This window comes from Streptomyces sp. NPDC048600, assembly GCF_055587025.1.
Genome location: NZ_JBVJGZ010000004.1, coordinates 190,615 through 206,964 on the forward strand (window position 1 = coordinate 190,615; position 16,350 = coordinate 206,964).

The 16,350-nt window shown below is 73.5% G+C and carries 16 protein-coding genes and 1 pseudogene; 8 read left to right on the forward strand and 9 right to left on the reverse strand.

From position 1 onward, the window contains the following. Positions 1-6 precede the first annotated feature (6 nt). Positions 7-1,023: an endonuclease/exonuclease/phosphatase family protein gene (locus ACZ6SQ_RS07085; protein WP_469557508.1), complete on the forward strand. Its 1,017-nt coding sequence runs from the start codon at positions 7-9 to the stop codon at positions 1,021-1,023. Positions 1,024-1,130: 107 nt separating this feature from the next. Here the strand turns inward: ACZ6SQ_RS07085 and ACZ6SQ_RS07090 are convergent, their stop codons facing one another. Together ACZ6SQ_RS07090 and ACZ6SQ_RS07095 are read right to left on the reverse strand one after the other, a co-directional pair. Further along, on the reverse strand, positions 1,131-1,835 hold the full coding sequence (locus tag ACZ6SQ_RS07090) for a response regulator (RefSeq protein ID WP_386381937.1): 705 nt from the start codon (positions 1,833-1,835) through the stop codon (positions 1,131-1,133). Positions 1,836-2,121: 286 nt separating this feature from the next. Further along, on the reverse strand, positions 2,122-2,586 hold the full coding sequence (locus ACZ6SQ_RS07095) for a cyclic nucleotide-binding domain-containing protein (protein ID WP_389331842.1): 465 nt from the start codon (positions 2,584-2,586) through the stop codon (positions 2,122-2,124). Positions 2,587-2,851: 265 nt separating this feature from the next. Between ACZ6SQ_RS07095 and ACZ6SQ_RS07100 the strand changes: the two genes are divergently transcribed. Further along, positions 2,852-3,757, forward strand: a complete 906-nt coding sequence (locus tag ACZ6SQ_RS07100) for a universal stress protein (protein WP_469557510.1) — start codon at positions 2,852-2,854, stop codon at positions 3,755-3,757. Between the two features lie 95 nt (positions 3,758-3,852). Here the strand turns inward: ACZ6SQ_RS07100 and ACZ6SQ_RS07105 are convergent, their stop codons facing one another. Further along, on the reverse strand, positions 3,853-4,212 hold the full coding sequence (locus ACZ6SQ_RS07105; protein ID WP_469557513.1) for an STAS domain-containing protein: 360 nt from the start codon (positions 4,210-4,212) through the stop codon (positions 3,853-3,855). Positions 4,213-4,472: 260 nt separating this feature from the next. Here ACZ6SQ_RS07105 and ACZ6SQ_RS07110 point away from each other — a divergent pair, with 260 nt between their 5' ends. Continuing rightward, the gene (locus ACZ6SQ_RS07110) at positions 4,473-5,546 is read left to right on the forward strand and encodes a zinc-dependent alcohol dehydrogenase family protein (RefSeq protein ID WP_469557514.1); all 1,074 of its coding nucleotides are present in this window, start codon (positions 4,473-4,475) and stop codon (positions 5,544-5,546) included. A gap of 5 nt (positions 5,547-5,551) precedes the next feature. Then, complete coding sequence (locus ACZ6SQ_RS07115; RefSeq protein ID WP_469557516.1) at positions 5,552-6,214, forward strand: helix-turn-helix domain-containing protein; 663 nt, start codon at positions 5,552-5,554, stop codon at positions 6,212-6,214. Between the two features lie 62 nt (positions 6,215-6,276). On the opposite strand, the gene ACZ6SQ_RS07120 is transcribed toward ACZ6SQ_RS07115, so the two are convergent. Then, positions 6,277-6,768 carry a pyridoxamine 5'-phosphate oxidase family protein gene (locus tag ACZ6SQ_RS07120; protein WP_469557518.1) on the reverse strand — a complete coding sequence of 164 codons (492 nt, stop codon included), beginning with the start codon at positions 6,766-6,768 and terminating at the stop codon, positions 6,277-6,279. Positions 6,769-7,074: 306 nt separating this feature from the next. Between ACZ6SQ_RS07120 and ACZ6SQ_RS07125 the strand changes: the two genes are divergently transcribed. Further along, positions 7,075-8,796 carry a sensor histidine kinase gene (locus ACZ6SQ_RS07125; protein WP_469557520.1) on the forward strand — a complete coding sequence of 574 codons (1,722 nt, stop codon included), beginning with the start codon at positions 7,075-7,077 and terminating at the stop codon, positions 8,794-8,796. Between the two features lie 123 nt (positions 8,797-8,919). Here ACZ6SQ_RS07125 and ACZ6SQ_RS07130 read toward each other — a convergent pair whose 3' ends face one another. Beyond that, the gene (locus tag ACZ6SQ_RS07130; protein ID WP_469557522.1) at positions 8,920-11,214 is read right to left on the reverse strand and encodes a glycosyl hydrolase family 18 protein; all 2,295 of its coding nucleotides are present in this window, start codon (positions 11,212-11,214) and stop codon (positions 8,920-8,922) included. A gap of 251 nt (positions 11,215-11,465) precedes the next feature. On the opposite strand from ACZ6SQ_RS07130, the gene ACZ6SQ_RS07135 reads away from it, so the two are divergent. Next, complete coding sequence (locus ACZ6SQ_RS07135) at positions 11,466-12,266, forward strand: AfsR/SARP family transcriptional regulator (protein ID WP_469557525.1); 801 nt, start codon at positions 11,466-11,468, stop codon at positions 12,264-12,266. Between the two features lie 42 nt (positions 12,267-12,308). Here the strand turns inward: ACZ6SQ_RS07135 and ACZ6SQ_RS07140 are convergent, their stop codons facing one another. Then, positions 12,309-12,581 (reverse strand): hypothetical protein, encoded by a 273-nt coding sequence (locus ACZ6SQ_RS07140; protein WP_469557526.1) that lies wholly within the window; start codon positions 12,579-12,581, stop codon positions 12,309-12,311. A 76-nt stretch (positions 12,582-12,657) separates the two neighbouring features. Here ACZ6SQ_RS07140 and ACZ6SQ_RS07145 point away from each other — a divergent pair. Together ACZ6SQ_RS07145 and ACZ6SQ_RS07150 are read left to right on the forward strand one after the other, a co-directional pair. Continuing rightward, positions 12,658-12,975: pseudogene (locus ACZ6SQ_RS07145) on the forward strand (DUF6233 domain-containing protein); the annotation flags it as partial. Between the two features lie 79 nt (positions 12,976-13,054). Continuing rightward, a complete protein-coding gene (locus ACZ6SQ_RS07150; RefSeq protein WP_469557855.1) occupies positions 13,055-13,294 on the forward strand; it encodes a hypothetical protein in 240 nt (79 codons plus the stop codon). Between the two features lie 92 nt (positions 13,295-13,386). Here ACZ6SQ_RS07150 and ACZ6SQ_RS07155 read toward each other — a convergent pair whose 3' ends face one another. The 3 genes from ACZ6SQ_RS07155 to ACZ6SQ_RS07165 all read right to left on the reverse strand — a co-directional run bounded on the left by ACZ6SQ_RS07155 (position 13,387) and on the right by ACZ6SQ_RS07165 (position 16,031). Continuing rightward, positions 13,387-14,403, reverse strand: a complete 1,017-nt coding sequence (locus tag ACZ6SQ_RS07155) for an MASE1 domain-containing protein (RefSeq protein ID WP_469557528.1) — start codon at positions 14,401-14,403, stop codon at positions 13,387-13,389. A gap of 55 nt (positions 14,404-14,458) precedes the next feature. Further along, complete coding sequence (locus ACZ6SQ_RS07160; protein WP_469557530.1) at positions 14,459-15,280, reverse strand: PP2C family protein-serine/threonine phosphatase; 822 nt, start codon at positions 15,278-15,280, stop codon at positions 14,459-14,461. Positions 15,281-15,548: 268 nt separating this feature from the next. After that, positions 15,549-16,031, reverse strand: coding sequence for a DUF1877 family protein (locus ACZ6SQ_RS07165; RefSeq protein ID WP_469557533.1), 483 nt, complete (start codon positions 16,029-16,031; stop codon positions 15,549-15,551). Positions 16,032-16,350 lie beyond the last annotated feature (319 nt).

The following is a 16,350-nucleotide window of genomic DNA, read 5'->3' on the forward strand; positions in this document are numbered from 1 at the left end:
GCCGGGGTGAGGGCGTCGGCGCCGCCGTGGACGAGGTACCGCGCGCGGCGACCGCGGACGGCCGGGGCGGGCCCGGCCCGGACGCCGCCCGGTCAGCGGCTCGGCGGGCGGGAAGGGCTGCTCGTCGCGGCCGCGTCGCTCACCGCCGGTCTGCTGGCCTTTCACCGGGCGGTGCCCAACGCGGCGGTGCGTGCGGGGAGTCTGCTGGAGGCGTTCCTGCCGTGGCTCGGCGCGGTCGCCGTGGTCCTGCTCGTGCTCGCGCTGCTGCTGCGCTCACCCGCGGCGCTCGTCGCCGTGCTGCTGCCCGCCGGGGTGTGGACGCACCTGTTCGGGCATCTGCTGCTGCCCGATACGGGGCCCGGCCGGGAAGACCTGGTCGTCGTGCAGCACAACGTCGCCGACGACAACACCGACCCCGCCGGCACCGCCCGCGTCCTGGCGGAGGCCGGGCCGGATCTCATCGCGCTGCAGGAACTGGTGCCGCGGTCGCTGCCGCTCTACGCGTCGGCGCTCGCCCCCGACTACCCGTACCACGCGGTCCGCGGCACCGTCGGCCTCTGGTCGCGGCATCCGCTGAGCGGCACCCGCGCGGTCGACATCCGGCCGCCGGGGATCGCCGAGTCGTGGAACCGGGGGCTGCGGACGGTGGTCCACACGCCGTACGGTCCGATCGCCACGTACGTCGCCCATCTGCCCTCGGTCCGGCTGGGGGCGGGCGGACTGACGTCGTCCCGGCGCGACGCGAGCGCCGAGCTGCTGGGCCGGGCGGTCGCGGCCGAGCCGCAGCGGTCGGTGCTGCTCCTCGGCGACCTCAACGGCACGGTCGACGACCGGGGGCTGGCCCCGCTGACCTCCCGGCTCGACACGGCCCGGCGCGGCTTCGCCTTCAGTTTCCCCGCCGCCGCACCCGTCGCCCGGATCGATCAGGTGTTGGCGCGTCCCGCGACCGTCGGTCACATCGGCACCCTTCCCCGCACCGGCAGCGACCATCTGCCGGTCATCGCGAGGATCACACCGCGCTGATCGCGGCCGAGGCGTCCGAGGACCGCGGCGGACCGCTGAGCGCGCCCCACTCACCGCGAGTCCCCGCGTCCGAGCCCCCAGCGCCCCACGCGGTCCGGACAGCCGTGTCACCGGCCTCCCGGCCGGTCGCCGGTGTCCGGGTGGTCCAGGTGGGAGGCCAGGACGGCGGCCTGGACCCGGCGCTGGACGCCGAGTTTGGCCAGCAGCCGGGAGATGTGGTTCTTGACCGTCTTCTCCGACAGATAGAGCTTCTTGCCGATCTCGCGATTGGTCAGCCCGTCGCCGATCAGGGCGAGGATGTCCCTCTCCCGCGGGGACAGGGTCGCCAGTTCGGGCGCGACCGTGGGTGTCTCGACGGGGTCGGTGCGCAGCGACCGCATCAGGCGGGCCGTCGTCGCGGGGTCGAGCATGGACTGCCCCGAGGCGACCGTGCGCACGGCGGAGACCAGGTCGGAGCCCCGGATCTGCTTCAGGACGTACCCCGAGGCGCCGGCCATGATCGCGTCGAGCAGAGCCTCCTCGTCGTCGAACGAGGTCAGCATCAGACAGGACAGCTCCGGCATCCGGCTGCGCAGCTCGCGGCAGACGGTGATGCCGTCGCCGTCCGGGAGCCGTACGTCCAGCACGGCGACGTCGGGACGCAGGGCCGGGCCCCGAACGAGGGCGTGCTCGGCGGTGTCCGCGTCGCCGACGACCGAGATGTCGGGCTCGGCGTCGAGCAGATCGGTCAGGCCGCGTCGTACGACCTCGTGGTCGTCCAGGAGGAACACACGGATCGGGTTCTGCTCCGTGAAGGTGCCTGTGTCGGCCATGACAACCCCTTGTTACCGGTGGCTCGTCGCGTGCGTCGGACTGCTCTCCTGTCGAGCATCGCGCGCCGGACCGGGCGACACCAGGGCCGTCCGGCCCCACTAGGGTCCCGGAAATCACCGGGTCGGGGGTTCGTCGTCGCGTGTGCGCCGGGGGCGTCGGCGGTCCACGGATTCGCCGTCGCGAACGTGCCCGGGGAGCCGGCGGCCCCGGGATCGCCGACGTCACCGTCCCGGGAGCCGACGGTCCCGGGGATCGCCGTCGTCACCGCACCCGGGGTGCCGCGGCTCAGACGTGGATGCCGGAGCCGCAGGGGCCGTAGAGGTCGAGCAGCCGGGTCCGCGCGGAGCGCAGCCGGTGGGCGAGGACGTCGCCGACCCACTGGGTGACGGCGTGGTCCAGGCCGGGGTCGTCGTGGCACATCGCGCGGATGGCCGTGGCGTCGAACTCGTAGGCCCGCACGGGCGTGGTCGCCTCCGCGCCGAGGTGCCACACGTGCGGGGTGAACAGCCAGGACCAGCCGATGAGGTCGTTGTGACGGAGGGTCTCGATGACCGCGGCGCGCCGGCCGGGTACCCGCATGTCGAGCTCGACGGTGCCCGTCCGCACGATCCAGAACCGGTCGGCGTGGCCGCCCTCCTCGAACAGGCGCGTCCCCTCGGGGAAGGACACCGTGCGGGCCGTGCTCAGGAGCCTCTCCCGGTACTCGGCGGGCAGGGCGCGCAGCATGCTGGGGGTGGGGGTGGTGGTGATCACGGCGTGCCTCCCGACTCGACGGAACCTTGCGGCCAGCGTCCTGCTGCCGCCGTCGGCGGGCCATGGGCCGTCCGGTCCGCGGGGGCGGGCCGACCGGGTCCCTCCTGCCGGGCCGGAGCCGTGGGGCGGGCGGCACGGTGACGGCGGCCCCCGGGGCCGGCTGGGCCGGTCGTCCCCTCGTCGGGCCCGGTGGGCCCCTGCCGCGGGCGGTGGTGCCGGAGGCAGGCTCGTGGAGGAAGGCACGGTCCAGGAGGTGGAGATCATGGCACCCAGCGTCATCGTCGGTCTCGACGGCTTGCGCGAGAGCCGCGCGGCGGCCGAGTGGGCGGCGCGCGAGGCGCGGCTGCTCGGGCTGCCGCTGAGACTGGTGCATGTCACGGAGCAGGTGCCGGAGCCCCTGGCCTCGGTGCCGCTGCTCGGCACCGAGACGCAGCGGCAGTGGTCCGAACGTGTCCCCCGCGAGACGGCCGAGGGCCTCCGGCTGCGTCACCCGGGCCTCGAGGTGACCATGGAACAGCTTTCCGGGAGGCCGGACGAGGTGCTGGCGAACCTGGCCGGGGACGCCGAGCTGCTGGCCCTCGGCTCCCGGAGGCTCGGCGAGGTCGGCGGCTTCCTGCTCGGCTCGGTCGGGCTCGCCGTCGTGGCCCGCGCCGAACGGCCCGTGGTCCTCGTCCGGGCGGAGCAGCAGGCCGCCGACGAGCACACCATGGACCCGGCGGGCATCCCGTCGGCGGCCGGGCCGTTCCGGCCGGTGGTGCTCGGTCTGGACACGGAGAACCCGGACGCGCGGCTGATCGAGTTCGCGTTCGCCGCCGCCTCCCGCCGTAGCACCGCGCTGCGGGTCGTGCACGGCTGGTACCCGTCGCCGTACTACGCGTACGGCCTGTCGGTGGACCCAGGACTCCACACGGCCCTGGCGCGGCAGGAGGGCCTGACCCTGAGCGAGGTGCTGCGCCCCTGGCGCGAGAAGTTCCCGGCCGTGGAGGTCGTACGGGAGACGCACCCGGGCCCCGTCGCCGTGCACCTCGTCGACGCCTCGCGCGAGGCGTCCCTGGTCGTCGTGGGCCGACGGGTCCGCCGTGGCCCGGTCGGTGCCCGCATCGGGTCCGTCGCGCACGCGGTGCTGCACCACGCCGTGGCCCCCGTCGCCGTCGTCCCGCACGACTGAGCACCGTCGTCCCGCACGACCGAGCGGCCGCGGCCGCTCGGCGTGTGCCGGGCCACCGGGCGAGGGCACGCTCCTACCGGCGCCGCCCTCGGGCGTCACGCCCCGGCGGCGCCGGTGGGCAGCTGCGGGTGGATCTCGAAGACCTCGCCGAGACCTGTCGCGTGCAGCATGCGCAGGAAGCAGCCGTCGCCGCTGACCAGGCGGAGCCGCCCGCTGCGGGCCCGGACGCGATTGCGGGCCCGGCACAGGACGGACAGCCCGGAGCAGTCGATGAAGGACACGGGACGCAGATCGACCACGAGGTCGGGGCACGACACCGAGGTGAGGTCGTCCAGGCGCCTGGCCACCGGGATCGCCGTCAGAACGTCGATCTCGCCGTGCAGCGTCAGGACGGTCGTTCCCTCGACATGGCGCACGGTCGGGGCCGCCGCGGGCCTCGTCTCGTTCTCGGGCATGTGCAGATGAAAGCCCCTTCACCGGGTTCCGCGGTAGGGCCGAACGGTCCCTTCCGGCGCGTTCGCGCAGGTCCGTCCCGTTCCTCCCCGGTGGCCGCGCGCCGTCCGCCCCGTGAGGGGCCCGACCGGCCCATGCGTCCGCCGCGCCGCGGGGTCAGGCTGGAAGGGCGGGGCGATTCCGGCGCCGGGTGGCGGAGGCACTCGTACCGGCCGCCGAGGTCCCCGGACTCCGCGCCACTTCGAGCGAGGTGAGGAACGTCATGAAGGGCCATGTGTTCCACGGCACCGGACAGTCCGCCTGGGAAGAGGTCCCGGACCCGGCCGTGAAGGACCCCACCGACGCGATCGTGCGGGTCGACGCCGTCACCATCTGCGGCACGGACCTGCACATCCTCAAGGGTGACGTGCCCGAGGTACGCCCCGGCACCGTGCTGGGCCACGAAGCGGTCGGCGAGATCGTCGAGACCGGCCGGGACGTGCGGACCGTACGGCCCGGCGACCGGGTCCTGGTCTCCTGCATCAGCGCGTGCGGCCGCTGCCCGTACTGCCGCAGGAGCATGTACGGCCAGTGCCGCGGCGGCGGGGGCTGGATACTCGGGCATCTCGTGGACGGCACCCAGGCCGAGTACGTCCGGGTCCCCTACGCGGACCTCTCCGTGCATCCGCTGCCGGGCTCCCTGGCGAGCGCGGACGCCGTCCTGCTCGCCGACATCTTCCCGACCTCCTACGAGGTGGGCGTGCTGAACGGGCGGGTCCGCCCCGGCGACACCGTCGTGGTGGTCGGCGCGGGGCCCATCGGGCTGGCCACGATCAGCACGGCCCGGCTGTTCTCCCCGGAGCGGATCATCGCCGTCGACCTGGCGCCGGCCCGGCTGAAGGCCGCCCGGCGGCTGGGCGCCGACGCCGTGGCCGACGCGCGCGAGAACCCCGAGGGACTGGTCGCGGACCTCACCGAGGGGCTCGGCGCCGATGTGGTGATCGAGGCGGTCGGTGTGCCGGAGAGCTTCGAGATGTGCACGCGCATGGTCCGGCCCGGCGGGCATGTCGCCAACGTCGGCGTGCACGGCGCCCCCGCGACCCTGCACCTGGAAGACCTGTGGATCAAGAACATCACCCTCACCACCGGTCTGGTCGACACCTGCTCGACGCCCACCCTGCTGCGCATGGCCACCGCCGGACGGCTGCCCACCTCGCAGCTGATCACCCACACCTTCCCGCTGGACCGCATGAAGGAGGCGTACGACGTCTTCGCCCGGGCCGCCGAGACCGGCGCGCTCAAGGTCGTGCTCCACGGGCCGCGGTCCGGGGCCGCCGAGACCGCCGGACGGAGGTGACCGTCATGACCGGAACGACGTCCGACGAAAGGCCTTCGGGCGACCTGGGACGCCGGCTGGCGGCACGGCGCGGGGAGCTGGGTCTGTCCCGGCCGGAGGCCGCCGACCGGGCCGGGGTGGCCGTCAGCTATCTGACGCATCTGGAGGAGCATCCCGGCGCCGCGCCCGGCCGGGGCACCCTGCTCACCCTGGCGGCGGCCCTGGACACCACGGTCTCCGACCTCACCGGCGGCCAGGCCGACCTGCCTCCGGGCCCCGAACAGGCCTCCCGGACGGCCGAGTTCACCGAGCTGGACCAGGACGAGTGCAGGTCGCTGCTCGGCTCGCACGGGGTGGGGCGCGTCGCGGTGCCGTCCTCGGAGGGGCCGGTGGTGGTGCCGGTCAACTACAGCGTCGTCGACGACACGGTCGTCTACCGCACGGCCTCCGGTACGACGCCCTCGTCGGCGGCGGGCCAGCAGGTGGGCTTCGAGGTCGACCGGATCGACGAAGCCTTCGGGCAGGGCTGGAGCGTGCTCGTGCGAGGCCCCGCCCGTACGGTCACCGAACCCGACGAGGTGCGACGGCTGACGGACAGGGCTCACAGCAGGCCGTGGGCCGGGGGCGACCGGGAACTGTGGATACGGATCGAGCCGCGGACGATCACCGGGCGCCGCATCACGGCGTGAGTCACGGGCGGCCCGGCGTCCGGACTCCCGGTCAGGGTCAGGACGCGTCCTCCCGGCCAGGGTCAGGACGCGTCCGGGCCGCCGCTCCCCACAAGGTCGCCGTCGCCCACGAGCCGGATGCCCGTGATCAGGTCGGGCCGGATGCGGATCGCCTGGTCCATGGGCCGTCCCACCCACGGACGTACCAGCGCGCGGACGTGTGCCAGGTCGTCGGGGTCGGTCACCGGGCGGGCGAACCCGGTCACCACCACGCTCCAGCCGAGATGGGTGCGCGGGTCGATGGCGTCCGCCTGGTAGGCGACGACGACGCCCGACCCGTCGGCCTGCCGGGTGTGCGAGGTGAGGGCGGCACCCTCGTGCGAGCGGATGACGATGTCCCCGCCGTCCAGGGCGTGGTTGACCGGGCGCACGGTCGGCAGCGCGCGCCGGGTGAAGACGATCCTGCCCAGGGACACGCTGCCCAGGAGCCGCAGCGCCTCGTCGGCGTCGAGTTCGACGGTACGACGAGAGCCGGTGACTGCCGTTTCGGCGGGCAGGCTGTCGTGGTGAAGCATGGCTCACATCCGTAACCGTGGGGGCTCGCTCGTCGATGTGCCCGGGCGGCCCGAGCCGCTCGTCCTTCTCGCCAGGCCGGGCACCGCGGCCGGGCACCCCATCAGCTTCGGATGTACGGCGCCCGCGCCGACAGGTGCTGTCCGTCCCCGTCACGGGGGCCGACCGGCCCACGTGCCGAACCGGCGGCCGGAGCGGGCACCTGGCGAACCACCACGGCCCCGTGCCGTCGCGCACGCCCGACCGGTAGCGTGAGACCCGATCGGAACGGCCCGCGCCGGACCGCCCAGGAACCGGAGGAGACGCAGGTGGCAAGCCACGAGCAGCAGGCCCGAGCCGGGCTGCCGCAGTTGAGGCTGGACGAGCTCCTGGAGGAGCTCCAGGCCCGTCTGGACGCCGCTCGCGGCACACGGGACCGGGTGCACAGTCTGCTGGAGGCGGTGCTCTCGGTCGGCCGCGAGCTGGATCTCCACCAGGCGCTGCGCAGCATCGTGGAGGCCGCCGCCGTGCTGGTCGACGCGGAGTACGCGGCGCTCGGCGTGATCGGACCCGACGGCAAGCGCCTGTCCGACTTCCACACCGTCGGGATCAGTGAGAGCCAGATCGCCGAGATCGGCCACTACCCGGAGGGGCACGGCATCCTCGGCGAACTCATCCGCCGGCCCGAGCCGCTGCGGCTGGCGAAGCTCTCCGAACACCCGGCGTCGTACGGCTTCCCGCCGAACCATCCGCCGATGAACACCTTCCTCGGCGTCCCCATCCGAGTGCGGGACCAGGTCTTCGGCAATCTGTACCTGACCGAGAAGCGGGGCGGGGTGCAGTTCGACGAGGACGACGTCTCGGTGACGTCCACGCTGGCCGTGGCAGCGGGCGTGGCGATCGACAACGCCCGGCTGTACGAGGAGTCCCGGCTCCGGGAGCGCTGGCTGCGCGCGAACGCGGAGATCACACACAGTCTGATGTCCGGTGCCGAGCGCGGCGAGGTGCTCAGGGTGATCGCGGACCGGGCGCGGGAGATCACCGGCGCGACCCTGGCCGTGGTCGCGATGCCGATGGAGGACACCGACTCGCTGGGCGTGGAGCTGGCGATCGGCCCGCAGGCGGAGGCGCTGCGGGGACTGGTGCTGCCACGGGAGAGCAGCCTGATCGGCGAGGCCTTCACGACGGTCGCGCCCGTCACCACCGCGGACATCTCCGGTGACGAGCAGATCGCGGCGGTGCCGCCGCGTTTCACCGGACTCGGCCCCGCGGTCGCCGTGCCGGTCGGCACGGGCGAGGGTGGGGTGCGGGGTGTCGTGCTGCTCGTCCGTGAGGAGGGGCAGACCGTGTTCGCGGGCAAGGAGATCGAACCGCTGCTGGGTTTCGCGGCGCAGGCCGCGATCGCCATGGAGCTCGCGGAACGCCGGCGGGACGCGGCGCAGATCGCGGTGCTGGAGGACCGCGACCGGATCGCGCGCGATCTGCACGACCTGGCGATCCAGCGGCTGTTCGCGACCGGTATGACCCTGGAGAGCGCGGGCCGTTTCATCGAGCATCCCGAGGCCTCGGAGCGCGTGGTGCGGGCGGTGGACGACCTGGACGAGACCATCAAGATCATCAGGTCGACGATCTTCGGTCTGCGCTCGCGCGAGGGCTCCGGCGGGGCCGGGCTGCGGGCCCGTGTGGTGCGGGTCGCCGGGGAGAAGGCGCAGGTGCTGGGCTTTCCGCCGAGCGTCCGGATGGAGGGTCTGCTGGACACCGAGGTGCCGCGCGAGATCGCCGACCATGTGGTGGCCGTGCTCTCCGAGGCCCTGACCAATGTGGCCAGGCACGCCTGCGCCGAGCGGGCCGACGTGGTGCTCGCGGCCGACGCGCGTCAGGTCCGCCTCACCGTCACGGACAACGGCGTGGGCATCCCGGCGGAGGGCCGCCGCAGCGGGCTGCGCAACATGGCCGAGCGGGCGCGCGGGCTGGGCGGGGAACTGGAGTTGAGCAGTCCGGCGGGCGGCGGCACCACCCTGGTGTGGTGGGTGCCGGTGGCCCCGGAGTAGCGCGGCGACGGGGGCGGGGCCCGCGGACGGTCAGGTCCGAGGGCCCCGCCTTCCTGCGGGGGGCAGATCCGTGGGCCCCGCCTTCTTGCGGAGGGGTCCGTCACCGGTGCGCCGGGCCGGGTGTCAGCGCAGACCCGTGTCCAGCGCCGTCATCAGGGTGCCGCTGTCACCGGACATCTCCCAGACCATGCCGCCGAGGAGGCCCTGACTCCTGATCCAGGCGGCCTTCTTGCCGATGGTCCAGGCGTCGTCGAAGCTCCACCACTGGCCGTTGTTGCCGGTGTAGCCGTAGGCGGAGACGGACTGTTCGTCGTGGTACACGGTGAGGCCGGGCACCGAGCTCATCAGGTTGTCGTAGCCGCGTGTCCCCGCCTCCTCCGGGAACTGGCCGGGTGCCGCGCCGCCCGCCTTCTGCCACTCGCCGTGTGCGCCGCCGTCCTCGACCTGCTGCCAGCCACGGCCGTAGAAGGCGAGGCCGAGCGTGAGCTGACGGGGATTCACCCCGGCGTCCAGATAGGTCTGGATGGCGCGCTGCACGCTGAACTCGGTGGCGTAGGGGTCCTGTTCGTCGCGGTAGAGGTTGATCTGGTGGCCGGTGCGGTTCGGCTCCCAGGAGTTGTCGCTGCCCGCGCCGTGGAAGTCGTAGCCCTGGACGTTGGCGAAGTCCATGTAGTCGAAGACGCTGGGCGTGCCGTCGCGGGTGGTGATGTCCCAGCCGGCGTCGATCTTCGCGGGGTCGGCCGGGGTGAACGCGGTGAGCAGGTACTTCTTGCCGGTGGTGGCGCTCAGCGCGTCGAGCTGGCGGCGGAACTCGGCGAACAGCAGGGTGTTGTTGGCCTTGTCGGCCGCCGACCAGTGGTTGCCCGGGTGTCCCTCGGCGCCCGGCCACTCCCAGTCGAGGTCGAACCCGTCGAAGACGCCGGCCGCCACGCCCGTGCCGCCGCGGCCGTTGACGACCGGCAGGTTGCCCTTGATGTACATGTCGACGCAGGACGACACCAGCTTCTTGCGGGAGGCGTCGGTGAGGGCCGCGTCGTGGAAGTACTTGGAGTAGGTCCAGCCGCCGAGCGAGATCAGCGTCTTGAGGTGCGGATGCTTGGCCTTCAGCTTCTTGAGCTGGTTGTAGTTGCCGGCCAGGGGCTGGTCCCAGGTGTCGCCGACGCCGTCGACGGACTCGGCGGCGCCCACGGAGCGCTCGTAGTCGGCCCACGAGTCACCGGCGCCGTCGCCCTGGTTGGGGTCCTGCGGGTTGGGCGTGGTCGCCTTGGTGACGCCGTTCATGCAGGTGAGCTGGGTGGGGTGGAGATTGCTGAAGGCGTAGTTGAGATGGGTGAGCTTCGCCGCGGCGCCGCTGGTGTCCAGCTTCTTCACCGTGTAGCCGCGTCCGTAGATGCCCCACTGGGTAAAGTAGCCGACCTTGGCGTACGTCGACGGGTTGTCACCGCCGGTGGTCCTGACGGTGAGCGCGCCGCCGGGCGGTCCGACCTGGTCGGCGGTGTCGCGGGCGCGGACGGTGAAGGTGTAGTCGGTGCCCGGGGTGAGGCCGGTGACGGTGGCCGTGGTGCCGGTGACCGTCGCGGCGAGGACGGAGCCCCGGAACACGTCGTAGTTCTTGACGCCCCGGTCGTCCGTGGCCGCTGTCCAGCTCAGCCGGATCGTGGTGTCGCCGATCTCGTCGGCGCGCGGGGTGCCGGGCGCGGTGGGCGGCCGGTCGGTTCCGCCGTCGGAGCCGGTGCGGATACGGGTGGCAGGGCTCGGCGGCCCGGTCTGCCCGGCGGTGTCGCGGGCCCGGACGGTGTAGGTGTACTCGGTGTCGGGGGTGAGCCCGGTGTCGGTGTACGCGGTGCCGCCGACGGTGGCGACGACCGTGCCGCCGCGCAGCACGTCGTAGTTCTGCACGCCCTTGTCGTCGGTCGCCGCCGCCCAGGTCAGGGCGATGGAGGTGGTGGTGACGCCCGAGGACTGCGGTGCGCCGGGGGCGCTGGGCGGGGTGTCGGCGGCCGAGCCGTCGCAGGGGCCGCCGTCGAGCTTGCAGTTGGCGGGGGCCGCGGTGCCGGAGGCGACGAAGCCGAAGGTCGCGGAGGCGCCCGGGGCGAGCGTTCCGTTGTACTCGCGGTTCTTGGCCGTGTAGTGGCCGCCGGAGCTGGAGATCAGCGAGTCCCAGTAGGCGCCGACGGTGGTGCCCGCGGGCAGGTCCCACTCGACCGTCCACGCGGTGAGGGTCGTGGTGCCGTTGTTCTTGATCGTGAACTGGCCGGTGTAGCCGGTGTCCCAGGCGGAGGACTTGGTGAACGTGGCCGACGGCGGGGCCGCGTGGGCCGGGCCGGCGAGCGCGACCAGGAGGCCGAGCGGAAGGAGCAGAGCGGTCAACAGTGCCGGGAGCTTTCGTCTCGCACGTTTCATTGCGCCTCTTCTCATGGGGGTTGCCGGTCGTCGCCGAGCGGTGGAGAGGTGCGTGCGCCTGCGGAGGCAGGCGGCCATGGCGCGCCGCGCCGGGCGTACTTCGCCGGGCGGGCTCCGCGAATGGCCTAGACCAACTAGTGCCACATGAGCGGCGGTTGGGCCAGAGGTGCCGGAATCGTGTCCATCCGGTGTCCATTCGGCCCGGTGCCGGGTTCCGCCCACCCGGGCATGATTGGTCCAGACCAAGCGCCGGAAAGGAGTCGTCCATGCCCCCGCCGCCCGACCGTCCCGTCCAGTACGAGCTTCTCGGCATGGCCCGCGTCTCGCTCGCCGGACGGCGTCTCGCTCCGGGCCCGCCCATGCAGACCGCGCTCCTCGCCGCGCTCGTGCTGCGCAGCGGCGCCTGGGTGGAACGCGCCGATCTCATCCGGTCCCTGTGGGGCGACACGCCCCCGGCCGGGGCGCACGGCATCGTGGCCACGTACGCCGCCCGCCTGCGCAAGATCCTCGAACCGGACCGCCCCCGGCGCGCCGCGCCCCGCCTGCTCCTCTCGCAGGGCGCCGCCTACGGCCTGCGGGCCGCGCCCGGTGACGCCGACCTCTGGCGGTTCCACCACGCCCTGACCGAGGCGCGCCGCATCCGCGACACCGACCCCGCGGACGCCCGCTCCGCCTACCGCCGGGCCATGTCGGAATGGCACGGCCGCACCGCGCTGATGTCCGTCCCCGGGCCGCTGGCTCTCCTGGAACGCCGCCGCCTCACCGGCATGCGCCTGGCCGCCCAGCTCGAACTGGCCGAACTGGACGTCCGCCTCGGCTCCTCCGGCGAGGCGGCCGAGGCCCTGGAGTCCCTCGGCGCCGAGAATCCGCACAACGAGCGCCTGTACGGCCTGTGGATGCTCGCCCTCTACCGCGAGGGCCGCACCGCCGAGGCCCTCGCGGTGTACCAGCGCATCCGCCGGACCCTGGTCCACGACCTGGGCGTCGATCCGGGCCCGCCCCTCACCACCCTCCAGTCCCGCATCCTCAACGCGGACCCCACCCTGACGGAGCCGCGCCGGGGGTGACATGCGATGTCCCGGGCGCGGCGAGGCGAGACGGGCGGACGGTCACCCCGTCCTTCGACACGCGCCGGACACTCCTCCGCCGGAGGCCGGCTCGGCTCCGGGAACCCGGGCCCGCTCCCGGAGCTCCACCCGGGCCGCGGGACCGGTGCCGGGGGTGGACCAGTACGGGTGGCGGAGCAGTTCCACGGACAGAGCCAGGAGGCGGCGGCGCAGGAAGGTGTTGTGTGCCGGGTGCGGGGCGGCGAGGGCGGCGTAGGTGCGGTGCCAGTCGGCTTGCAGTCGCAGCAGGTCAGGGGGGAAGGGGTAGTGCTTCACCTTCCCCACGTTATCGAACAAAAAATCGAACACGCGAGTGCGCCACAGGGTGATCGCCGGCTCTAGAATCAAAAATATGTTCGATGACCTGCCGCCCGATCTGGACCGCCTGCACACCCTGAGGGTGTGGCACTCGCTGTGCCTGCGGCAGATCGACGCCAGGATCGCCGAGATCCGGCGGCGGCAGGCCGAGGAGGAACACGGCCGCCGGGTCCGCCCCGAGCCCCCGGAGTGGATCGTCGAACTGGGCATCGGCACCGGCCGCCCTCCCGTGCGGGTCCACTCCGGCACCTGCCACCTGGCCGGAACACGGCGGCGGCCGATCACCCGCGAGGAGGCCCGGCGTCTCCTGACCGCCGGCTCCCTGCCCGCGTGCGCCCACTGCGAGCCCGACGTAACGCTGCGCATCATCGAGTTATCCCCCCGCACCCGACCCGGCCGAGGACACGCCACCCGGAACAAGGACCCGCCCCATGAACACCACCGCACCCCCGCCGGCCGAACCCGACCCCTCCGCACTCATCTGCCCCGGCGACCAGGTCGGCCCCTGCGCGGCCTGCCAGCGCAAGACCCACAAGTACGGCCGCGGCGGCACACCCCTGTGCCGGTGGTGCATGGCACTGGCCCTGGCCGAGTGGGGACCCAACGCGCGGTACGTCGGCGGTGAGCGTGCTCCGGGCCTGCCGGACGGGCGCCGGCCAGGTTCTGCCTGACGAATCCCCGCCTGCCCGACAGGCGCTGGGGCGCACGTGCCAGGCGTCGCCCGGCAGGCGAGACCTCCCCGGACACGCCCGAGGCCCGCACGTCAGCGCCGATCGGGCTTCTCCGTGTCCCGTTCCCCCGGCAGCAGCCGTCGGCCCAGCGAGCCGGGCGGCGAGAGGCCGGCCACCACCTCGCTGAGGACGGCGCAGGCCTCCTCGATCTTGCGGTAGGTGTTCTCCCGCTCGGCGACCACGGCCACCAGCAGCAGCGTGGTGAGGGCCGCCGCGCCGTTGAGGCCCTGGAGGACGACCATGTTCTCGACCAGGCTGCGGTCCGCGAAGGGACCCCGGCGGTTGGTGGTCGCGACGACGGTGAGTACCGAGAGCGCGAGCAGACAGGGCGCGGCGCCGATCAGCTGCGTGCGCAGGGCCGCCCAGACCAGCAGCGGGAAGACCAGGAACAGCAGATGCAGCGGGCTGTCGGTGACGGCCGCGGTGATGGCCACCGTGGCGGCAACCAGCAGCGCGCGTTCCAGCCACTCGCCCATGCCGCTGTCCTTGAACGGCATGGCGTTGCGCAGCCCGAGCAGCAGGGGCGTGACCACCAGGACGCCCATGGCGTCGCCGGTCCACCACGCCGACCAGACCGACCAGAACTCGTTCCCGGTGAGCCCGCCGCGGACGAGCAGCGTCACGCTGCCCACCGCCGAGCTGACCAGCATCCCGGCGAGAGCGCCTCCGAAGACGAGCGCGAGGCCGTCCTTGAGCCGGTCCATCTCGCTGCGGAATCCGACACGGCGCAACAGCGCCCAGGAACACAGCGGCCCGGCCACACTGCCCGCCGCGATCACGAGGGCGCCGGGGGTGAGCGGGCCGAGGCTCGCCATGACCAGCAGCGAGCCCAGGGCGATGCCCGGCCAGATCCGGACGCCGACGATCAGCAGGGCGGCCACGGCCACACCGGTGGGCGGCCAGAGCGGGGTGATGCGGGCGCCTCCGACGACTACCTGGGACAGCAGGCCCAGCATGCCCGTGACGGCGTAGGCGGCCGCCACGACGAGGATCGTGAACCCCGTCGCAGCCGGACGTCGCAGGCCCACGAAACGCACCACGTCCGCCATGACACGCCATGCCGGGCGCGGCACGGGCCGTGACACGCCCGCCGCCGCGCCATTGTCACTCGCGTCCCGCAGCCCCCAGCACCAGCACCGCCGCGTCGTCCGTGTGCCCGGTCAGGTCGGCCACCTCGATGACCCGTGCCGCGAGCCGGTCCGGATCGTCGTCCGCCCCCGAGCGGACGATGCGCAGCACCTCGTCCAGCCCGGACTCGATCGGGAACGCCGGCCCCTCCAGCACCCCGTCCGTGACCAGCGCGATCGCGCCTCGCTCGGGCAGGCGGTAGCGGGTGACCGGGAAGCCCGTGCCGGGCACGATGCCGAGGGGGGCGCCGCCCTCGTCCTCCATGACGCCGCCCCGGCCGTCGGTCGACGCCCACACCGCGGGGACATGGCCGGCGCGGGCCACGAGGAGCTCGCCGGTGGCCGGGTCGAAACGCAGGAAGCTGCACGTCGCGAAGAGGCCGCAGTCCATCGACACGAGCAGGTCGTTCGTGCGGCTCAGCACCTCGCCGGGGTCGGTGGTGAACGCGGCCGCCGCGCGCAGGCCGATCCGGACCTGCCCCATGAAGGCCGCCGCCTCCACGTCATGGCCCTGGACGTCGCCTATGGAGAAGGCCAGCGACCCGTCCACGAGCCGGAAGCCGTCGTACCAGTCGCCGCCGATGTCCAGGCCCGAGCGGGCGGGCGCGTACCGGGCCGCCGCCCGCAGGCCCGGCGCTTCGGGCAGGTAGTCGGGCAGCATCCCGCGCTGGAGCACGACGGCCAGCTCTATCCGGGCCCGGTGCAGCTCCGTCTGCTCCAACGCCTGCGCGGTGAGCTGGTCGAGCTTGGCCAGCAGGGCGTCGGCCTTCGCCTGGCGGCTGAAACGGTGCCGGGACATGGGCCTCCGAGGAGCGCCGGGAATGGGCCACCACGCGAGGACCACACGACCGGCGGAAGATCGGCTTTCTTCCGGGCTGAGGGCTCGTGGTCCGTCGCCGGTCAGGGGCCCGACGTGGACTCGGAAGGCTGTCGCGCGGACCCCACGGCCGATCGTAGTGCCGCCGCGCGAGGAGCGCCCGCCGGACCAGGACCGCCACGGCCGGTCACCGAACCCTGACCCACCGGCTCGACTCCACCCTCCTCGGACCCCTCAGCCGCTCCAGGTCCTAGAGCACCAGCCATTTCACGACGGCGTCGCCGTAGCCGGCCGCGGTCGTGTAGAAGGCGGTGAGATCGCGGTGGACCTCGGCGAGGACCGCCCGGGTCCGCGGCGCCGTGCTCTCCGCGCCCACGGTCAGCGGCACCCGCGCCCGCTGCCACAGCACGTCGAAGTCGGCCGTGTTCAGGTAGGACGCGACCTGGGCCGTGCGGGCCGCGGTCAGCAGCAGGAACGGCGGCTTGTACGGGTCGGGGTGGAAGACCGGCCGGCCGCCCAGCACCACCTGGGCGTGCGGGCCCGGGGCCGTGTGGTGGGGCGGCGTACCGGCGTAGAGAAGTTCGTGGTCGAGGTAGTAGCGGTCGAGCACCTTCTCGCGGTGGCGTCCGACACGGTCACGGACGGCGTCCCCGTCGTCCTCGAACAGTCGTTGCATCCAGGCGGCGCTGTTGCGCAGGGCCGGGGCCGGCACCGCGCGGAGGTGGAAGTACATGCTCATCAGTGGGTGCAGCGCACCGGGACGGCGAACCGTCACCCCCGGTGCGGCCCCGCGGCCGCCCGTCCCCCTCCGGCCCCGTGCCGCCTCGCCGACAAGCCCAGGTCAGAGCCCCGGACTCGGTACCCGCACACGGCAGATCTACGTATTCGTACGGCCGTTCCTACGTTTCGTCGAGGAGCGTGATGCCGCCGCCGGTGCCGCCACCCGCGCGGGCGGGCCGCGTTGGGGTTGCCGTGGCGCGCGTGCAGTGACGGTTCGCCTGAGGGCGGGCCGGCGGTGGTGGGGCGCGCCCGGGTGCCCTCTCCTGTACCCC